The 19135-nt window shown below is 64.5% G+C and carries 14 protein-coding genes; 4 read left to right on the forward strand and 10 right to left on the reverse strand.

What is annotated here, in order from left to right; all coding sequences use genetic code 11:
* Nucleotides 1-18: 18 nt before the first annotated feature.
* From PHA8399_RS04510 to PHA8399_RS04530, 5 genes are read right to left on the reverse strand one after another with little or no spacing between them, the layout of a single operon-like run.
* On the reverse strand, nucleotides 19-1365 hold the full coding sequence (locus tag PHA8399_RS04510) for a CoA transferase (protein WP_058284995.1): 1347 nt from the start codon (nucleotides 1363-1365) through the stop codon (nucleotides 19-21).
* Nucleotides 1362-2516 carry an ABC transporter permease gene (locus PHA8399_RS04515; protein ID WP_058284996.1) on the reverse strand — a complete coding sequence of 385 codons (1155 nt, stop codon included), beginning with the start codon at nucleotides 2514-2516 and terminating at the stop codon, nucleotides 1362-1364. The genes PHA8399_RS04510 and PHA8399_RS04515 overlap by 4 nt, the downstream gene beginning before the upstream one ends.
* Nucleotides 2513-3541 carry an ABC transporter permease gene (locus tag PHA8399_RS04520; protein WP_058284997.1) on the reverse strand — a complete coding sequence of 343 codons (1029 nt, stop codon included), beginning with the start codon at nucleotides 3539-3541 and terminating at the stop codon, nucleotides 2513-2515. Before PHA8399_RS04520 ends, PHA8399_RS04515 begins: the two co-directional genes overlap by 4 nt.
* Nucleotides 3541-5454 carry an ABC transporter substrate-binding protein gene (locus tag PHA8399_RS04525; RefSeq protein WP_058284998.1) on the reverse strand — a complete coding sequence of 638 codons (1914 nt, stop codon included), beginning with the start codon at nucleotides 5452-5454 and terminating at the stop codon, nucleotides 3541-3543. The genes PHA8399_RS04520 and PHA8399_RS04525 overlap by 1 nt, the downstream gene beginning before the upstream one ends.
* The gene (locus tag PHA8399_RS04530; RefSeq protein WP_058284999.1) at nucleotides 5447-7228 is read right to left on the reverse strand and encodes an ABC transporter ATP-binding protein; all 1782 of its coding nucleotides are present in this window, start codon (nucleotides 7226-7228) and stop codon (nucleotides 5447-5449) included. Before PHA8399_RS04530 ends, PHA8399_RS04525 begins: the two co-directional genes overlap by 8 nt.
* A gap of 418 nt (nucleotides 7229-7646) precedes the next feature.
* Here PHA8399_RS04530 and PHA8399_RS04535 point away from each other — a divergent pair, with 418 nt between their 5' ends.
* A complete protein-coding gene (locus PHA8399_RS04535; protein ID WP_008556855.1) occupies nucleotides 7647-8312 on the forward strand; it encodes a TetR/AcrR family transcriptional regulator in 666 nt (221 codons plus the stop codon).
* A gap of 32 nt (nucleotides 8313-8344) precedes the next feature.
* Here PHA8399_RS04535 and PHA8399_RS04540 read toward each other — a convergent pair whose 3' ends face one another.
* Entirely contained in the window at nucleotides 8345-11767 is a 3423-nt protein-coding gene (locus tag PHA8399_RS04540; protein WP_058285000.1) for an indolepyruvate ferredoxin oxidoreductase family protein, read from the reverse strand.
* Nucleotides 11768-11914: 147 nt separating this feature from the next.
* Between PHA8399_RS04540 and PHA8399_RS04545 the strand changes: the two genes are divergently transcribed.
* Nucleotides 11915-12373, forward strand: a complete 459-nt coding sequence (locus PHA8399_RS04545) for an Lrp/AsnC family transcriptional regulator (protein ID WP_058285001.1) — start codon at nucleotides 11915-11917, stop codon at nucleotides 12371-12373.
* A 123-nt stretch (nucleotides 12374-12496) separates the two neighbouring features.
* On the opposite strand, the gene PHA8399_RS04550 is transcribed toward PHA8399_RS04545, so the two are convergent.
* Nucleotides 12497-12889 carry a DUF3307 domain-containing protein gene (locus PHA8399_RS04550; RefSeq protein WP_058285002.1) on the reverse strand — a complete coding sequence of 131 codons (393 nt, stop codon included), beginning with the start codon at nucleotides 12887-12889 and terminating at the stop codon, nucleotides 12497-12499.
* A gap of 247 nt (nucleotides 12890-13136) precedes the next feature.
* On the opposite strand from PHA8399_RS04550, the gene PHA8399_RS04555 reads away from it, so the two are divergent.
* Entirely contained in the window at nucleotides 13137-16082 is a 2946-nt protein-coding gene (locus PHA8399_RS04555) for an ABC transporter transmembrane domain-containing protein (RefSeq protein WP_208856268.1), read from the forward strand.
* Between the two features lie 32 nt (nucleotides 16083-16114).
* Nucleotides 16115-16963 (forward strand): fumarylacetoacetate hydrolase family protein, encoded by an 849-nt coding sequence (locus PHA8399_RS04560; RefSeq protein ID WP_058285004.1) that lies wholly within the window; start codon nucleotides 16115-16117, stop codon nucleotides 16961-16963.
* Nucleotides 16964-17103: 140 nt separating this feature from the next.
* Here the strand turns inward: PHA8399_RS04560 and PHA8399_RS04565 are convergent, their stop codons facing one another.
* From PHA8399_RS04565 to PHA8399_RS04575, 3 genes are all read right to left on the reverse strand, one after another.
* On the reverse strand, nucleotides 17104-17388 hold the full coding sequence (locus PHA8399_RS04565) for an ArsR/SmtB family transcription factor (protein WP_058285005.1): 285 nt from the start codon (nucleotides 17386-17388) through the stop codon (nucleotides 17104-17106).
* Nucleotides 17389-17510: 122 nt separating this feature from the next.
* The gene (locus PHA8399_RS04570) at nucleotides 17511-18743 is read right to left on the reverse strand and encodes a mandelate racemase/muconate lactonizing enzyme family protein (RefSeq protein WP_058285006.1); all 1233 of its coding nucleotides are present in this window, start codon (nucleotides 18741-18743) and stop codon (nucleotides 17511-17513) included.
* A 3-nt stretch (nucleotides 18744-18746) separates the two neighbouring features.
* Nucleotides 18747-19115 (reverse strand): hypothetical protein, encoded by a 369-nt coding sequence (locus PHA8399_RS04575; protein WP_058285007.1) that lies wholly within the window; start codon nucleotides 19113-19115, stop codon nucleotides 18747-18749.
* Between the last annotated feature and the right edge of the window lie 20 nt (nucleotides 19116-19135).

Consider the following 19135-nt stretch of genomic DNA (forward strand, 5'->3'; position numbering starts at 1 on the left):
GCGTGCCGTCCTCTGCGGTCAGCCGGGCCAGCAAGCCGCGCCGCTGCCGCAACGGGCAGCGGGCAGGATCCAGCGGATCGTCTCCGCGCCAACCCGGAGCGGCGGTGCCAGACGGCGGCCCGGGCCCCAGCCGCTGCGCTCGGTCTCCTCGGCGTAGTCGCTGTCCGCGGGGGGCGCAAGGTCCGGGGCATCAGCAGATTTTGGCAGTCCGGCAAGCAGCTCAGCCGTGCGCGCCAGGGAAAGATGGGCCGTGGGAACTTCCGCGCCCCGGGCCGCCGCGGCGAGCGCAGAGAGCACGGCGGCAGCCATCAAATAACCAGTAGCATGGTCCAAAGCCTGCACCGGCAGCGGTGCCGGCTTGTCCGACTTGGCCCAGGCGCGGCCGGTATCGGCGATCCCTGCGCTCATCTGCACCAGGCTGTCGAAGCCGCGGCGGTCTGCCCAGGGGCCGGTCCAGCCATAGGCGTCCAGCGTCACCTCCACCGCGTTGGGCGCGATCCGGCGGCGGGTGTCCGCCCCGTAGCCCAGCCCGTCGAGCGCGCCGGGGCGGTAGCCGTGCACCAGGACGTCCGCATCCGCCAGAAGGGTCTCGAACACCAGCCGGTCTTCGCCCTTGGTGAGATCCAGCGCGGCCATGCGCTTGCCCAGGGAAATGTCGGTGATCACCCCCGGCTCGTCCCAGCCGGGCGGGTCGATGCGCAGCACATCGGCGCCGAAACCGGCCAGCGTGCGGGTGGAGACCGGTCCCGCAAGCACCCGGGTGAGGTCGAGCACACGCAGCCCCGCCAGCGGCCGCACTGCCGTTGCCTGCGGCCGGTCCCGCAACCGGACAGCCCGGGGGGAGGTCCACTGGATCAGCGGCTCCGCGGCGACGGCGCGGCCTTGCGGATGGGCCAGCCAGTCCGCGCGGCTGCGCATGGCCGCGGCCACGCCGCCTGCGGCCACGATCTCACTTTCCAGCCTGTCCGCCTGCCAATGGCGCACTGCGGCGGTGACGGCGCTGGGCTCTCCCGCGCACCCGAGCACCCGCAGCGCGGCCTGCCGGTGGTGCGGCAGGTTGGTGTGCAGGCGGATCCAGCCGTCCTGCGTTTCATATACGCCCGCGATTGCGTCCCACAGGCTGGGAAGCTCCCAGCCTTCAGGCCGGAAACTGTAGCCGAACCAGAGCGACGCCAGCCGCTGGTCGACGGTGACTTCGGGGGCTGAGGGCGCGAGGTTCAGTGCTTCGATCAGCTGCGCAAGCTCCACGCCTACGGCGGCAATCGAGGCATTGGCCAATTCCGTCACCGCAAAGGCGCTGGACCATCGGCCGGTGCCGGTAAGGCGGAAAGTGCCGGTGTCGGGCAGGGTGGCAAGCAGAGTCATTGCTGATAGGGATCCAAACTGTCACGCAGGCCGTCGCCGAGGAAGTTGAAGGCCAGAACAACGATCACAATCGGCAGCATCGGTACGGCCAGCCAGGGATAGATTTCGACCGCAGTGAGGTTCTGCGCGTCATTCAGCATGACCCCCCAACTGACCGCCGGCGCGCGCAGGCCGAGGCCAAGAAACGAGAGCGCTGTTTCGCCCAGGATCATTGCCGGGATCGACAGTGTGGCCGATGCAATCAGGTGCGACATGAAGTTCGGCAGCAGATGCTTGCGGATCACCCGCCCGGAGGAGGCGCCCATCATCTCGGCGGCGCGGACATATTCCTCTTCCCGCAGGGACAGGAACTTGGAGCGCACCGACCGGGCCAGCCCGGGCCAGTCAAGAATGCCGAGAATGATCGAAATAATGAAGAACACCGCAACCGGCGACCAGTTCGAGGGCACCGCGGCAGACAGCGCCAGCCACAAAGGCAGCTCCGGCAGCGACCGCAGGATTTCAATCACCCGGTTCACCAGCCAGTCGACCCGGCCGCCGAAATACCCTGCGACGCTGCCAAAGAAGATGCCGAGCACAAATGAAACGGTGATGCCGATCAGGCCAACTGTCAGGGACAGCTGCGCCCCGTAGGACACCCGGCTGAAGATGTCGCGGCCCAGACGGTCGGAGCCCAGAATGAAGATCGTCGCGTCCTCGCTGGCACAGAACAGGTGGCGGTTGCTTTCGATGAAACCGGCCAGGTTATAGGTGCTGCCTTCGCAGAAGAACGACAGCTTGAGCGGCCGCGAGGTGTCTGGCTTGAACTCCCATTGAAAGGTTTCCAGGTTTGCCTCGGAGGTCATCGGATACACGAAGGGTCCGACGAATTCGCCCTCGTGAAACAGCTTGATGGATTGCGGCGGCGAGTAGAGATGCTCTGAAAACCGCTGATTGGGACCGTAAGGCGCGATGAAGCCGGCGAACGGGATCAGGCCGTAGGCAATCAGCAGGAAAATACCCGAGATCAGCCCCAGCCTGTGCGTCTTGAACTTGCGCCAGATCAGCAGCCAGTTGGGGGCGTCCAGATCTTTGCGCTCCAGCTCCAGCAGCGAGGCCTGCGGGTCAAAGGGTTCGTCGTCGACATACCGTCCGTCGGGCAGCTGGGTCATGAGTTGCGCCCCTCGTAGCGGATTCTGGGATCAAGCAGCACCAGCAGCACGTCAGAGATCATGGTGCCGATCAGGGTGAGCAAGGCGACAAACATCAGCACGAAGCCCGAGAGGAACATGTCCTGAGTCTTGAGCGCGGTCAGCAGGGTCGGGCCGATGGTCTGCAGCCCCAGCACCACCGACACCAGTACCGAGCCGGAAATCATCGCGGGCAGCAGGTTGCCGATATCGGCGACAAAGGGGTTGAAGGCGACCCGAAGCGGGTATTTCGCCAGCATACGCGAGGGCGCCATGCCCTTGGCAATGGCGGTCTCCACATACGGTTTGCCCAGTTCATCCAGCATATTGGCCCGCAGACGCTGCATCATGGCAGAGGCGCCGGCGGTGCCGATCACGAAGGTTGGCACGATCAGGTGGACAAGAATGGATTTGACCTTCTCCCAGTTCATCGGCGCGCCTTCGAATTCAGGCGCCATCAGCCCGCCGATCGGCAGATCGAACCAGCGGTGGCCGTAGTAGAACAGGATCAGCGCCAGCAGGAAGTTGGGCGTGGCCAGTCCCAGATAGCCGACAAAGGCAGTGGTGTAATCGACCCAGGTGCGGGCCCGGGCGGCGGCCAGCACCCCCAGCGGCAGCGCCACGGCATAGACAAACACCACTGCGGCGAGGTTCACCAGCACGGTCAGCCACAGGCTGTCTCCGACGATATCGGCCACCGGGCTGTCGAACTCGAAGGACCAGCCGAAGTTGCCCTGGATCATGCCGGAAAACCCGTGCGGGCCGGGCATGAAGCCCATCCAGATCATGTACTGCTGCCACAGCGGCTTATCCAGCGCGTACTCCTTGCGCAGGAACTCGGCCTTGGCAACGCCTGCGGACTGGCCGGTGGCCTGCAGTTCCGCAATCTGGTTCGACAGGTAGTCGCCGGGCGGCAGGTTGATGATGGCAAAGACCAGCACCGACACCACGAGCAGCGTCAGCAGCATGGTGCCAAAGCGGTATATGGCGTATCGCAGTATTTCCATCAGCCTTCGCCGCCCTCGAAGAAGAATTCATCGGGGTGGTAGACGCCGAAATGCGCCCCCGGATCCCAGGCCCAGATCGCCTTTTCCGGCACATTGCGCAGGCGGTTGCTGACCACCACTGGCTGCGGTGCGGCGGCCACCACACCGATGGCATAGACCTGATCCGCGTGGATTTTCAGCATCTCGCGCCAGGCGGCGGCGCGTTCTTCATGGGTGGCGGCCATGTTCCAGTCCTGAAGCAGCGCCAGCAGCCGCTGGGCAGGGGCCATATCAGGCGGCTCGCCCGCGCTGCCGCCGGTCTGGTAGTGCTGCCCCCACTTCGGCCAGGACAGGAACACCTGATCGGTCGGCGCCAGATAAGCCGGCGAGGTATAGGCTTGCGGCAGCCCGTTGTCCCAGCCGAACCAGGCAGACGACATGGTGGTGCCGGAAAACACCCGGTTGCGCAGGATGTCGCGGTCCAGCGGCCGCATCACCAGCTTCACGCCGACGTCGCGCCAGTCGTCGGTGATAATCTGCAGCGCGTTCTCCACTTCTTCACGCTCGCCCGCGGTTTCGACCACCAGCTCCATCCGGCGTCCGTCTGGCAGATAGCGGATGCCGTAGCCGTCCCTTTCGGTCAGGCCTGCCTCGTCCAGCAGCTGGTTGGCCAGCTCCGGATTGAAATCCGCCCAAGCCTCGCGCAGGGCGGGATCGAAGAATTCGCTCTGCTCCAGCACTGCCATCGCGCCGGGTTCGGCCAGATTGAAATAAAGCGCACGGTTGATGGCGCGCCGGTTGATGGCCAGAGACAGGGCCCGGCGCACCCTGACGTCGCGCAGGATCTCGCGCCAGACCGGGTCGTTCACGTTGAGGTTCGGATAGATGGCAATCTGAGAGGCGGCGCCGGACGCCCACAGGTAGGTCTTGTAGTCCCTGCCGTCCTTCTCGCCCTTGCGCAGGATCGGAATGTCGCGGAACCCAAGGCCTCGGGCCTGCAGGTCGGCTTCGCCCGCGTTCGACTTGGCCGCCACCAGACCGGCAGTGACGATCTCCATCTCCACGGTGTCGATATAGGGCAGCTGCACGCCGCGGCTGTCGATGCGGTGGTAGTAGGGGTTGCGCACGAACTGATGGCGGATCTTCTTGCCGGGCGACGCGTTGATCCAGGGCTGCAATGTCGGCAGCTCGTGGTTATCGAACTTGTACATGTTGTCGTATTTGTTGTGCAGCGCCGCCCAGCTCTTGACGCGGGCATAGTCGACTTCCTCGGCGAGAACCTCCGGATCGGCATAATCGGCATGGAATTGCTTCAGGTACTCCGCCGGCCGGTAAATGAATGGCGGGCGGGCCTGGGCCAGCATGTGCATGAAGGCCGGGTTGGGCGCGTCCCACTCATAAATGACAGTGGTCTCATCCGGAAAGCTCACGCGCGGAAGCTTGCCCAGCACCCGCATGAAGTCGGGCGGCCCGGCCGGGCTCAGCAATTCGTTGTTGGCAACGTCCTCCCACCAGTACCGGAAATCGGCCGAGGTGAATGGATCGCCGGTGGACCAGCGGTGGCCGGGACGCAGTTTCAGGGTGAAGCGGCGGTTGTTTTCGGCCTCGAAGCTCAGCAGGATGTCCGGCTTAAGCTGATAGTTTTCGTCATAACCGGCCAGCCGCGCATAGCCATAGACCACCATCTGGCGGATGTCCTTTGAGCGGGTGACCATGGTATTGAGGGTGCCGCCCTGAATGCCGAATTCCCGCCCCTTGGCCGCCAGATCCACCACCAGCGGCACGTCGGGAATACGCTTGGCGGCGGGCGGCATGTAGCCGGCCTTGACCTCGGACTGCCAGAAGGCGCTTTCCTGCACTTCCGGCTCTGCCTGTGCGGCGAGCGGTGCCAAGCAGAGTGCGGCGGCGAGGAACGGTTTCAGGGCATCAAACATGGCAGCGTACCTTGTGGCCGTGTTCCAGGTGGAGCATGTTCACCAGCGGCGGCGCCTCGGCGCCGTCAAAGCGGAACTCCTCGGGCCAGAATTCGGGCGCACCGGCGCCTTGGGCCACCAGTTTCAAGTCGATGGGCCGGTCGATATCGGGTTCCGGCTGGGCGGCGATCAGCGCCTTGGTGTAGGGGTGCTGGGGGTTGTAGAACAGGGTTTCCGGCGGCGCCTGCTCGACGATCAGGCCGCGCCGCATCACGGCCACTTCATCGGCAATCCGGGCAACCACCGCCAGATCGTGGCTGATAAACAGATAGGACAGTTTCTGCTGATCGCGGATCTCTTCCAGCAACCGCAGGATCTGGTCCTGCACAGACACATCCAGCGCCGAGGTCGGCTCGTCGCAGACGATCAGCGCCGGGTCCAGCATCAGGGCGCGAGCGATCGACAGGCGCTGGCGCTGGCCGCCGGAGAACGCGTGCGGGTAGCGTTTCAGCATGTCCGGCGACAGTCCGACCAGACGCAGCATTTCCGCCGCCTTGTCGCGGCGCTCAGCACGGCTGCCGATGCGGTGGATGTCCAGCGGCTCCATCAGCGTGTCCTGAATGCGCATCCTGGGCGACAAAGAGGAGTAGGGATCCTGGAACACCATCTGCGCCTGGCGCTGAAAGGCGGTGCGCGCGGCGCGGTCCATGTCATGGACGGTGACCGGCGGCTCTCCCTGCGCCGGGCGGAACAGCACCTCGCCGCCGGGGTCAGGCAATTCTGCGCCCAGCGCGATCCGCGCTGCGGTGGTCTTGCCGGAGCCGCTCTCACCCACGACCGCCAGTGTCTCGCCGCGGGTCATTCGCAGGTCGATCTCGCGGCAGGCGTGGATCAGGGTCGGCGCCTGCCAGCCCCTGCCGGCACGGAGCGTGTAGGTCTTGGAGACCGATCTCATCTCCAGGATCAGGTCTTCGCGCGAGGGCGGGATGGCGACCACCGCTTCATCCGGGATACCGGGTGCGGCCTTGAACAGCGCCTGGGTATAAGGATGGGCGGGGGCGCGCAGCATCGGCTCTGCGCCGCCGGATTCCATCACCCGGCCCTTGTGCATCACCACCACCTGTTCAGCCATATTGGCGACCACGCCCAGATCATGCGTCACCAGTATCATCGCCATGCCGGTCTCGCGCTGCAGATCCTTCATCAGCCCCAGCACCTGCGCCTGAGTGGTCACATCCAGCGCCGTGGTCGGCTCGTCGGCGATCAGCAGCTGAGGCTTGGCCACCATCGCCATGGCGATCATCGCCCGCTGCCGCATCCCCCCGGACAATTCGAATGGGTAAGAGCGGTAGGTTTGTTCGGGCTCCGGGAAGCCGACCCGCTCAAAACACTCCAAAACCAGTTTGCGGGCCTCGCGCTCGCTTTTGCGGCCATGCAGCCACAGCACCTCAGACACCTGGTTGCCGATCCGGTGCAAGGGGGACAGGGAGCGCATCGGCTCCTGAAAGATCATCGACACGATGTTGCCGCGCACGTCGCGCATCCGGCGTTCCTCCAGCGTGGCCAAATCCAGCTGGTCCTTGCCGGTGTCCAGCAGAATGCGCCCGGAACGCAGCTGCGCCACTTTCGGCAGGATGCGCAGAACCGCGCGGCAGGAGATCGTCTTGCCCGAGCCGCTTTCCCCGACCAGGGCCAGGGTTTCGCCCGGCCGGACGGCAAAGCTCACGTCTTTCACGACGGAGTCGTCCTTGTTAAAACCAATGCTGAGGTTTTCGACGGACAGCAGCGGGCGCATTCAGATGTGTCCGCCCGGCCGGTTCAAGGCGTGCATGAGATCGTGTGTTCCCCTGTTTTTTGGCCTCACCATCGCGCGCCGGGGCCTGCTTAGTCAAACCCCATTTGGTCAAAGGGGCGCGGGGAAAGGGAGATTTCACCGGTATTTGCGCGGTGCAGCCCTGCGCTGCGCCAGGGCGTCTGCCGCTATCTGCCCCGGCTGCGTGACGGTTCAGCTTGCCGGGAACAGGGTCTTCACGCCTGGTCACACTTGCGTATTCGGGGTGTTCAGGTGCATTGCCGCCCGGCCGCGCTGGGCCTGTGGCCTTCAGGCCACTTGCACCGTGCCGCTATCGCCGGGCGGCGGCATTGCCATGTTGGCGCCAGCAGCCGCCCGGGCATAAGATGACCGCAAAGGCGAACGATCCCAAGGGACGCATATGGCGCAGAAACCTGTTCTTCACCGCGACAATCCGGAGGCCGAGCCGCTGGTCGGCAATATCAAGGTCACCCGCAACGACTGGCTGAACGTGGCGATGGACGTGCTGATCTCCGACGGGGTGGAGCGGGTGAAGGTGCTGGCGCTGGCAGAGCGGATGCAGGTCTCGCGCTCGTCCTTCTACTGGTACTTCAAGTCGCGCCAGGATCTGCTGGATGCGCTGCTCAAGACTTGGGAGCAGACCAACACCGCGGGCATGGTGCGCCAGGCCGAGGCACCCGCCGGGACCATCACCGGGGCGGTGCTGAACGTGTTTCACTGCATCACCAACCCCGACCTGTTCAACACCGCGCTGGACTTTGCGGTGCGCGACTGGTCGCGCCGTTCCGGCAAGGTGCGCAGCCTGCTGGACCGCTCGGACCGCCGCCGGGTGGAGGCGCTGACCGCCATGTTCGAACGCTACGGCTATCCGCAGCGCGAGGCGGTCACACGCGCCAAGGTGCTCTATTACATGCAGCTCGGCTATGACATGGCAGACCCGAACGAAAGCCACGCCGACAGGCTGGAGGCGACGCCGGAGTACCTCAAGGTGTTCACCGGGCGCGAGCCGCTGCCGGAGGAGATGGAAGCCTTCACCGAATTCACCCGCCAGCACTGGGATGTGTGACGCGCCGGCCCCGGGCGGGCCGGCGGTCGGCTTTACAGGTTGCGGAGCGTCTCCTCAGCCTTTGCGCGGACGTCCTTGGCGGCCTGCAGGCGGACCGGGCCGTAGCCGCGGATGTCCATCGGCGCGCTCAGCAGCTCCAGGCTTTGTGCACGCTTGTCTGCGCCGTAGCGGCCCGCCACGGTGTCCAGCACGCCCTCATACCACGCCAGCAGATCGCGGTGCAGCCGGGCTTCTTCGTGATAGCCGAAGATGTTGAAGGCCGAGCCGCGCAGCGCCTTACCCTTGGCCAAAAGGTTCATCGCCGGGCGCATCCATGCGCCAAACGCCCGTTTCGCCGGGCGCCCCCGTGCATCCCGCTTCCAGTTCATCAGCGGCGGGGCAAGATGGTATTTGACAGAGAAATCGCCTTCGAACTCTTCCTCCAGTTGATGCTGGAACCCGTCGCTGGTCAGCAGCCGGGCGACCTCATATTCGTCCTTGTAGGCCATCAGCTTGAACAGCGACCGGGCGGCGGCTGCGGTCAGCTCTTCCTGGGCGTCGTGCGGCAGGGCCGCGCGGAACCGGTTCAGGGCTGCGGTATAGCGGCTGGCATAAGCCATGTTCTGATAACCGGTGAGGAAGGTGGCACGGCGCTCAATCAGTTCGTCCAGCGTTTCCTCCTTCTGCGGCGCTTCCTCGTAATGGCTGGCAACCAGACCCGGGTCCACCGCCATGGCGCGCCCGATGGCAAAGGCAAGACGGTTCTTGTCGATCGCCACGCCGTTCAGCTCAATCGCCTGGTCCAGCGCCCCGGCGCTGACCGGCACCAGGCCCTTCTGCCAGGCAAAGCCCAGCATCATCACGTTGGCCAGCACCGCATCGCCAAGCATCTTCTCCGCCGCCTCATTGGCGTTGAAGCCGGAGAGGTTCTGCGGGCCGACAGCCTCGGCAATCGTCCTTTCGCGCACGCCTGCCATCAGGTCGGCATCCCGGCGCAGCACCAGATCGCCGGTCGGCATCTCTGCCCGGTTCAGCACAACCTTGGTGCCGGCCCGGTAATGGACGGAGGCCTTGGGCGCAGAGCTGACCACCACGTCGCAACCGATCACGGCATCCGCGCCGCCTTGGTCAATCCGTACCTGATTCAAGGTGTCCGGAGCGGCGGACAGCCGGATATAGCTCAGAACCGTGCCGAACTTCTGGGCAAAGCCGGTGAAGTCCAGCACGCTTGCGCCTTTGCCCTCCAGATGCGCCGCCATGGTGATCAGCGCGCCGACGGTGACAACCCCGGTGCCGCCAACCCCGGTGACCAGCAGGTCAAACGGCTCCGCAAGCGACGGCAGGCCGGGCGCGGGCAGCTTGGCGGTCAGTGCAGCGGCATCCAGCCCGGCGATCTTTTTCTTGCGCCGGGCAGCACCTTCGACGGTGACAAAGCTTGGGCAGAACCCGTTCAGGCAGGAAAAATCCTTGTTGCAGGTCGACAGGTTGATCTTGCGTTTGCGGCCAAAGGGCGTCTCCTTCGGCTCCACGCTCAGGCAGTTGGATTCCACAGAGCAATCACCGCAGCCCTCGCAGACCAGATCGTTGATGAAGGCGAATTTTGCCGGATCTTCCATCTTGCCGCGCTTGCGGCGGCGGCGCTTCTCTGTGGCGCAGGTCTGTTCGTAGATCAGCACGGTGACGCCGGGAATCTCGCGCAGTTCCCGCTGAACCGTGTCCAGCGCGCTGCGGTCATGGAAGGTGGTGCCCGCCGGAAAGTCGCCGCGGCTGAACTTGCCGACGTTGTCGGAGACCAGGGCAATCCGCTCCACCCCTTCGGCGCGGCAGGTCTGGGCGATGCCATGCACAGAGACCGGCCCGTCGACAGGCTGGCCGCCGGTCATCGCCACCGCGTCGTTGTAAAGGATCTTGTAGGTGATGTTGGTGCCCGCCGCGACCGCTTGGCGGATTGCCAGAGAACCGGAATGGTACCAAGTGCCTTCGCCAAGGTTCTGGAACACATGCTTGCCGCCGTTGAACTGCGAGGCCACGGTCCAGGGCACGCCTTCGCCGCCCATCTGGGCATAGCCGGCGGTGTCGCGGTCCATCCAGCTGGCCATCACATGGCAGCCGATGCCGGAAAACGCCTTGGACCCCTCCGGCAGCTTGGTCGAAGTGTTGTGCGGGCAGCCCGAGCAGAAATAGGGCGTGCGGGTGGCGCCGGGCACGTTCAGCACCTTCGGCGGCTCCGCAGTCAGCGCCGCCGCCTTGGCGGGCAGGTTTTCTTCGGGGAAGAACTTGTCCAGCCGCGCCGCCACGATGGGCGCCAGCAGCAGCGGGCTCAGCTCTCCGGTCCAGGGGATCAGCGGCTCGCCCTGGCTGTCGTATTTGCCCACCATTCTCTCAGGCTTGCTGCCGGGCCAGTCATAGAAGTTTTCCTTGAACTGGCTCTCGATGATGCCGCGCTTTTCTTCGACAACCAGCACCTCCTGCTTGCCCTTCACGAACTTTAGCGCATCGGTGCGGTCCAGCGGCCAGACCATGCCAACCTTGTAGATGTCGATGCCCAGACGGCGGCAGGCGGCCTCATCCAGACCCAGCAGCCGCAGCGCCTCCATCAGGTCCAGATGGCCCTTGCCAGTGGACACGAAACCGAACCGCGCCTCCTTGATGTCATAGATCCGCTTGTCGATCGGGTTCGCCTCGGCAAAGGCGCGCACCGCGTCCAGCTTGGCGTGGATACGGGTTTCGATCTCGGGGGAGGGCAGGTCGGCGCGGCGGATATGCAAGCCGCCGGGGTAGTCCGGCAACTCGGGGTAGATAAATTCGCGATCCGGCTGCAATTCGACCGAGCGCGCGCTTTCCACGGTTTCCGAGACCGCCTTGAAGCCAACCCAGGTGCCGGAGTAGCGCGACAGGGCAAAGCCGTACTCGCCGAAGGTCAGGTATTCAGAGACATCCGCCGGGTTCAGCACTGGCATGAACCAGGACATGAAGGCCACATCGGACTGGTGCGGCATCGAGGAACTGACACAGCCGTGGTCGTCGCCCGCCACCACCAGCACCCCGCCTTTGGCAGATGAGCCGTAGGCGTTGCCATGCTTCAGCGCATCGCCGGAGCGGTCGACGCCCGGACCTTTGCCGTACCACATGGAAAACACGCCCTCGACTTCGCAGTGCGGGTCCAGCACCGCCTGCTGGGCGCCCAGAACGGCGGTGGCGCCCAGGTCTTCGTTCACGGCGGGCATGAACTTGATCCGGTTTTCCTGCATCCGAGCCTTGGCGCGCCAGAATTCCAGGTCCACGCCGCCCAGCGGCGATCCGCGGTAGCCCGACACAAACCCCGCGGTGTTCAGCCCCGCTTCGCGGTCGCGGCGCGCCTGGTCCAGCATCACCCGGGCCAGCGCCTGGGTGCCGGTCAGGAACACCCGGCCCTTGGTCATGTCATAACGGTCGTCCAGCTTGTAGCTGCGGAAATCGTGGCTCAGCTTGGTCATCGCAGGGGGAGTCCTTGCACGGCTTCAATGGATCGCGGAAAGATAATCCTGCTGGCTTGAAAAGAATTGCCATACTTGCTGGTTTTACGCAGATTTATGGGTATATTCACCGGATGGATACATGAACACGGAAAATTTGACCGTTATATGAAGCTCGACCGCCGCGACCGCCGCATCCTGACCCTGCTGCAGGAGGATTCCCGCATTTCCAACGCCGACCTGGCAGAGGCGGTGGGCATGTCGCCGTCTGCCCTGTGGCGCCGGGTCCGGGCTCTGGAGGAGGCAGGCATCATCGAGCGCTACGGCGCGGTGGTGAACGCGCCCGCAATGGGATTGGGGTTCCAGGCCATCGTTCATGTGCATCTGACCCGGCACGACCCGGACAAACTGGTGGAATTCATCCGCGCGGTGGAAACCAGCCCGCTGGTTCAGGAATGTTACGCCACCACCGGCCAGGCGGATTACCACCTGCGGGTGCTGGCCCCGGATCTGGACGCTTACAACCGGTTTTTGGAGGATTTCTTGTTCCGCCTGCCTGCTGTCGCCAGTGCTCAGACCAACGTGGTGCTGCGCACGATCAAACGGGACAGGCCTGTGGTGCCCTGAACACCACGCCAACCGAGGCGGGACCGGCGTATCTGAAAAAAACTGAAACCACGAGCCTGGCATTTCACTTTTCCGGAAAATACTCCGGGGGTCTGGGGGCCGGCCCCCAGCTGGCGGCCGCACTCACATCGCGGCGTATTTCACCCAGGCCCAGGCCATGGCGATATAGGTCAGCTGGTGCAGCGCCTGGTCCGAGCCCATCGCCTGCCAGAACATCGCCTGCTGCGGATTCAGCTTCTTGCGCTCAGAAAAGCGCGCCTTGCCGAAGTCGATGTGGAAATGCACCACCCACTCCAGCAGACCCAGCACTAGGATAAACGTCACCGGCGCGCCGAACAGCAAAAAGACAATGGCCGAGCCGATCACATGAACCCCGGCATGCTGCGCGCGCCCGGCGTGGACATAGGCGCAGCGGCCGGACAGCATTTTCGGCGTCTGCAGAAAGAAGTCGGCAAACAGGTGCTTGACCTGCAAAGCACAGAGCAGCAGCAGAACAGAACCGACATAATCCGGCAAACCGATTGACCTCCAGCAAGTGTACCTGGCTGGAACCTTACGGGTTTTTCGCCGCCTGGCAAATGCCGTGCCCGCAGGGTGCCGTAACGGGACAAAGCGGGTTTCTGCCCATTGCCTGTGCCTGTCAAACCGCGCTACCCATAAGGCAGACCACACCCGAAGCCGCCATTGATGGAGCTTTCCCATCGAACGCTCTCTGTTCCGTTTCATCTGGAAATACTCGAAACGCGATCAGCTGGTGCTGCTGATGGTCACCGCCTGCCTGTTCCCGCTGCTGTATCTGACACTGGAGCTGCCCAAGCGGATCATCAACGATGCCATCGGCTCGGAAACCGATACCGTCACCGTGCTGGGATACAGTTTTGACCAGCTGACCTTTCTGTGGATCCTGTGCGGCGCCTTCCTGGTGTCGGTGCTGTGCCACGGGCTGCTGAAAATGCGGATCAACACCATGAAAGGGGTGCTGGCCGAGCGGATGCTGCGCCGCTTCCGCTATCAGCTGATCGCCCGGGTCCTGCGGTTTCCGCAACCGTATTTTGAACGCGTCAGCCAGGGCGAACTGGTGTCGATGGTGACCTCGGAGTCGGAACCGATGGGCGGGCTGATGGGGGATGCGGTCAGCCAGCCGGTGCTGCAGGCGGGCCAAATGCTGACCATCCTGTTCTTTCTGTTCCTGCAGAACTTCTGGTTCGGGATGGCGGCGATTGCGCTCATTCCGGTGCAAGGCTGGCTGATCCCGATGCTGCAGCGGCAGATCAACCAGCTGAACAAGAAACGGATCAAACAGGTGCGCGCCCTCGCGACCGAGATCGGCGAAAGCGCCGCGGGGGCCGCGACGCTCAGGATCAACGGCGGCTGGCGCTACCGGATGGCGGTGATCACCGACCGGCTGGGGTGGCTGTATGATATCCGCTTCCAGATCTACCAGAAGAAATTCTTCATGAAGTTCCTCAACAACTTCATCACCCAGCTGACGCCGTTCTTTTTCTACGCAATCGGCGGCTACCTCGTTTTGCAGGGCAAGGTCTCGCTGGGGGCGCTGGTGGCGGCGCTGGCTGCCTACAAGGATCTCGCCGCCCCCTGGAAAGAGCTTCTGGCCTATTACAACCAGACCCAGGACATGAGCTTGCGCTGGGACGTGGTCCTGGAACGTTTTGCACCGCAGGGGATGGTCGGCGAGCAGCTGATGACCGGCGAGCCGGAGGAGCTGTCGCATCTCAACGGCGATATTGTGCTGGACTCCGTCACCGTGCGGGACGCCGATGGAAACCTTGTGCTGGAAGAATTGAGCGCGGCTTTCCCCGCCGGGCAGGTGATCGGGATTGCCGCCCCCTCGGAGGAAGACAGGCGCGCCCTGGCGGAACTGCTGACCCGGGAAATCCTGCCGTCCTCCGGCACCGTCACGGTCGCCGATCAGAACCTCAGCGGCCTGCACCAGGCCACGCTGGCGGCGCGGATCGGTTATGCCACCTCGCGGCCGGTTCTGTTCCAGGGCTCGTTCGGCGACAATGTGATGATGCCGATGCGGCTGCGCCCGCTGGACCAGGGCCAAGACCTGGAGCGGCTGGACACTGCCATTCGCGCAGGCAACAGCCCCGATCCCTTTGACGCGCGCTGGCTGGATCCTGAGCTCGCCGGGTTCACGAGCGAGGAGGAGCTGCGGGGCTGGTGGCTGAAACTGGTGGAAGGGATAGGGTCCGACACCGCTCTGTTCCGCCGCGGCATCGACCAGTTCTTCGAGGCCCCCACCCACCCGGGCCTGGCAGACCAGCTGGTCAGGCTGCGTCCTGCTGTGCGCCAGGCCATCGAGGACGCGGGCCTGGACGTGCATGTTCGGTTTCTGGACGCAGACAGCTACAACCCCGCGCTGCCGGTCGCGGAGAACCTGCTGTTTGCCGCGTCCCAGGAGGCGATGACGGTTGAAACGCTGCTGCGTCACGCGGAGTTCCTGGCCCAGCTCAAACAGCTGGGGCTGGACGAGGGGCTGGTGTCGCTGACCCGCGATGTGGTGGAAATGCTGCGGCAGATCTTCGGCATGGATGGCACCGGCCACCCGCTGTTCCGCAAGCTGGGGCTGGATGTGGAGGCCTATGAGGCGGCGATTGCACTCATGGACCGGCAAGGTTCCGGCAATGCCGCAAAGCTCAGCCGCGAAGAACTTGCGCAGCTGCTGATCGTGCCCTTCACCATATCTGCCGAACAGATTGGCCCGGCTTTCGAAGACAGGATGAAAGAGCGAATCCTGGGCTTCCGCCGCAGCCACGGGCAGAGCCTCCTGGACTCGCTGGGGTCCAGCTTCGTGCCGTTCTCCAGGGCCAGTTTCGCCCCCACCCTGACGGTTTTGGAAAACGCGCTGTTCGGCAAAATTTCGGATGCGGCCGGCTCCAAGGCGGATGAGGTGCGCAAGCTGGTTTCCGATTTGATGGTGCGCGAAGGCCTGCGCGATAAGGTGGTGGAGCTGATCTTCGACATGCCGATCGCCGTCGGCGGGCAGGGGCTGGCGGCCAGCTTTGCCGAGCCGCTGGCCTTCTGCCGGGCCACCATCAAGCGGCCGGACATCCTGATCCTGGATACCGCCATGGCAAGCTATGACCTCGAAACCCGGGTGGCGGTGCATAAGAACCTGCGCAAGCTGCTGCCGGACACCACGTTGATTTACCTAGCGTCCGGTTTCCAGAATCCCGATGTGTTCGACGTGTTCTATGAAATGCGACAGGGACGCCTGGTCAGCGACGAGGCGCAGGCAGTGGCGGCAAGCGAGGGGGCGGCCAGCCAGGACCTTGCCCGCAAGCTGCGGGCGCTGGAGCAGACGGAACTGTTCTCTGGCCTGAACCGCCGCCAGCTGCGCCTGCTGGCCTTTGGCGCGCGCTGGTATGAGGCCGCCAAGGGCGAGGCGGTTTTCCTCAAGGATGATGAGGCCTCGGACGGCGCCTATATGATCCTCGAAGGCGAGGCCGGGCTTTACCTGCCGCAAGAGGGCGGGGAGGACCGGCTGATTGCCCGGGTCGGCCCGGGTCGGCTGGTGGGGGAGCTGGGCCTGATCCGGCAGGAGCCGCGGGCGCTGAGCATGATTGCGGAAAGCGACCTGCGCTGCCTGCGGATCGGCGAGGAGGAATTCCTGGCGGTCGTCGAAAACGACGCCTCAACCGCCTTCAAGCTGCTGCAGGTGGTGGCGGGCTACGTCTCCAACTGAACCGGAACCAACAGGAAACAGGGAAGACACTCATGAAACTTCTGCGATACCGCATTGGTGGAGATGTGCGTCCGGGATTGCTGGACAGCGCAGGCGCGGTCCGTGATCTGTCGGCGCATGTGCCGGACATCACCGGGGCTGTGCTGGATGACGCAACCTTGGCCCGGCTGGCCGCGCTGGACCCGCAGACGCTGCCGCTGGTGCCGGGCACGCCGGACCTGGCGCCGTGTGTCGGACAGCCGGGCAAATTCCTGGGGATCGGCCTCAACTACACCGATCACGCCGAAGAAATGGACATGGCGCTGCCGGAGCATCCGATTCTGTTCCTCAAGGCCACGTCTTCGATTACCGGCGCAAATGACGACGTGATCCTGCCGCGCGGCTCGGTGGCGTCAGATTGGGAGGTGGAGTTGGGCGTGGTGATCGGCACCGCTGCCAAATATGTGCCGGAGGCAGAGGCGCTGGACCACGTGGCGGGCTACTGCGTGATCAACGATGTGTCGGAGCGCGATTTTCAGACCAAGCTGACCGGCCAATGGACCAAGGGCAAAAGCTGCGACACCTTCGGCCCCGTAGGCCCCTGGCTGGTAACCCGCGACGAGGTGCCCGATCCCCAGACCCTGTGGCTGACCTGCGACGTGAACGGCGAGCGCAGGCAAACCGGCAGCACCCGCACGATGGTGTTCACAGTCGCGCAGATCATCGCGCATCTGAGCCAGCTGATGACCCTGCACCCCGGCGACGTGATCGCCACCGGCACACCGCCGGGCGTTGGCATGGGGATCAAGCCCGCGCCGGTCTATTTGAAACCGGGCGACGTGATGCGGCTGGAGATCGAGGGCCTGGGCGTCCAGACCCAGACCGTGCGCGCAGCCAGCTGAGGCAAGGCAGGGGGCTCCCGCCCGTTCCGGCGCATTCGCAGAATGCGCCCTTCCGGTTGGGCGTGGCGCTGCGCAAAGCGCAGCGCGGCTGCCGCTTCGGGGCAGGCCATTGGTTTCAGAACGGGCTGCTGCCCGGCCGCTCAGATGCCGCTGCAGAAATGCTTGTAAAGCAGGGCAATGGTTTCTTCTGTCTTCGGATCCTGCAGCGAGTAATACACCGTTTTTCCGTCGCGCCGGGTGGCAACCAGGCCTTCCTCGCGCAGCCGGGCCAGCATCTGGCTAACCGCAGCCTGGCGCATGTCCAACAGCGCCTCCAGTTCACCGACCGACCGTTCGCCCGCGCCTAAGTGGCACAGAATCATCAGCCTTCCCTCATGGGCCAGCGCCTTGAGGAAGGCAGCCGCGGCGGCGGCGCTTTCTTGCATGTTCTGAGGGGTTTCCGGGGGAAGGGCGTCTTGGGGCGAAAGGGTCAATGCTCAGGTCCTGCGGTCGTCTTTTGCCGGCAACATGACCACTTCCGGCAGCCGAGTCACCCCGCAGTTGCGTTTCATTCCACAATAGGCGGAGAGCCACCGGCGAAGGCATTGCCCTTGGCATAATCGCAGGGCGCCTGCTGCATGTTGAGGTGCAGATCGCTGCCGGTGAAGGGATGCGCGCGCGCCAGAGCTTCGTCCACATCAATGCCCAGCCCGGGCGCATCCGGCGGAGTGACAAAGCCGTTTTCGACCCGGATCGAGCCCTTGATCAGCTGGTCGTGGAACGGGGTCTCGATGGTCTCCAGCAGCAAAATGTTGGGGATCGAGGCGGCGAGGTGAATGTTCGCGGCCCATTCCACCGGCCCAGCGTACAGATGCGGTGCCATCTGGGCGTTGAAGACCTCGGCAATCGCCGCGACCTTTTTCATTTCCCAAATGCCGCCGGCCCGTCCCAGGGCGGGCTGCAGGATTTCTGCGGCCCCGGCGCGCAGCACCGCGGCGAATTCGGATTTTGTGGTCATCCGCTCGCCCGTGGCCACGGGAATGCGCACGCTGCGGGCAACCCGCGCCATGTCTTCGATGTTGTCGGGCGGGGTGGGTTCCTCGAACCACAGCGGCGAATAGGGCTCCAGCGCCTGACCCAGGCGGATGGCGCCTGCGGTGGTGAACTGGCCGTGAGTGCCAAACAGCAGATCCGCCTTATCGCCAACCGCCTCGCGGATTGCCTTGCAGAACGCCACCGACAGCGAAATGTCGGACATTGCAGGCATGTGTCCGCCGCGCAGGGTATAGGGGCCTGCCGGGTCGAACTTCAGCGCGGTGTAGCCTTCGCTCACTTTCTGCGCTGCGGCCTCGGCAGCCATTCCGGGCGAGGTCCAGAAGGCGGTCATATCATGCTGCGGCAGCGGGTAGAGGTATGTATAGGCGCGGATGCGCTCGTTCATCCGCCCGCCGAGCAAGGCGTGAACCGGACGCCCCCGGTCTTTGCCGAGGATGTCCCAGCAGGCGATCTCCAGTCCCGAAAACGCGCCCATCACCGTCAGGTCCGGGCGCTGGGTGAAGCCTGAGGAATAGGCCCGGCGGAACATCAGCTCGATGTTCTCGGGGTTTTCCCCGGCCATGTGCCGCTCGAACACATCCCGGATCACATGGGTCATTGCGTCCGGCCCGACGGAGGATGCGTAGCATTCGCCCCAGCCGGTGATGCCGGTGTCGGTGGTGACCTTCACCAGAATCCAGTAGCGCCCGCCCCAGCCGGGAGCAGGCGGGGCAGTGACGATGACGTCCAGGTCTTGCAGCTTCATGATCTACCGCTCCGCCGCCGCATCAAAGGCGGCCAGTTCCCTGTTGATTTCCTCCACCGCGGGCTGCGGGGCGAAGAAGGTGACATCTGCCTCGCCGCCGCGCTCCATCACCACCTCAATTTCGAAATGCGCAGGCACCCTGTCAAAGCCGCCGTCGATGCGCCAGCGGCGGCTCTGCTGCTCGGCAAGGTCCGGCAGCCCTGCGGCGACCGAGGCCGCCAGCCCGCCCGGCAGGCCGAAACGGGGGTTGTTCGCAAGCCGCGTCAGGAAGGGGACAATCTCCTCCACCGCAAACAGCATCGACGTGTCCGAGGTGGCCGGGGCCGGTTTCACCGGCTCAGGCTTGAACAGGCTGGTCAGGAATTTCAGCACGTGCTGCGCTCCGGTTTGTG

Origin of the sequence: Leisingera aquaemixtae, assembly GCF_001458395.1 — a bacterium.
Taxonomy (GTDB): Bacteria; Pseudomonadota; Alphaproteobacteria; order Rhodobacterales; family Rhodobacteraceae; genus Leisingera; species Leisingera aquaemixtae.

Coding starts and splice junctions, on each gene's coding strand:
- PHA8399_RS04510 (WP_058284995.1), bottom strand. CDS start 1,365: ATGACTCTGCTTGCCACCCTGCCCGACACCGGCACTTTCCGCCTTACC.
- PHA8399_RS04515 (WP_058284996.1), bottom strand. CDS start 2,516: ATGACCCAGCTGCCCGACGGACGGTATGTCGACGACGAACCCTTTGAC.
- PHA8399_RS04520 (WP_058284997.1), bottom strand. CDS start 3,541: ATGGAAATACTGCGATACGCCATATACCGCTTTGGCACCATGCTGCTG.
- PHA8399_RS04525 (WP_058284998.1), bottom strand. CDS start 5,454: ATGTTTGATGCCCTGAAACCGTTCCTCGCCGCCGCACTCTGCTTGGCA.
- PHA8399_RS04530 (WP_058284999.1), bottom strand. CDS start 7,228: ATGCGCCCGCTGCTGTCCGTCGAAAACCTCAGCATTGGTTTTAACAAG.
- PHA8399_RS04535 (WP_008556855.1), top strand. CDS start 7,647: ATGGCGCAGAAACCTGTTCTTCACCGCGACAATCCGGAGGCCGAGCCG.
- PHA8399_RS04540 (WP_058285000.1), bottom strand. CDS start 11,767: ATGACCAAGCTGAGCCACGATTTCCGCAGCTACAAGCTGGACGACCGT.
- PHA8399_RS04545 (WP_058285001.1), top strand. CDS start 11,915: ATGAAGCTCGACCGCCGCGACCGCCGCATCCTGACCCTGCTGCAGGAG.
- PHA8399_RS04555 (WP_208856268.1), top strand. CDS start 13,137: ATGGTCACCGCCTGCCTGTTCCCGCTGCTGTATCTGACACTGGAGCTG.
- PHA8399_RS04560 (WP_058285004.1), top strand. CDS start 16,115: ATGAAACTTCTGCGATACCGCATTGGTGGAGATGTGCGTCCGGGATTG.
- PHA8399_RS04565 (WP_058285005.1), bottom strand. CDS start 17,388: ATGCAAGAAAGCGCCGCCGCCGCGGCTGCCTTCCTCAAGGCGCTGGCC.
- PHA8399_RS04570 (WP_058285006.1), bottom strand. CDS start 18,743: ATGAAGCTGCAAGACCTGGACGTCATCGTCACTGCCCCGCCTGCTCCC.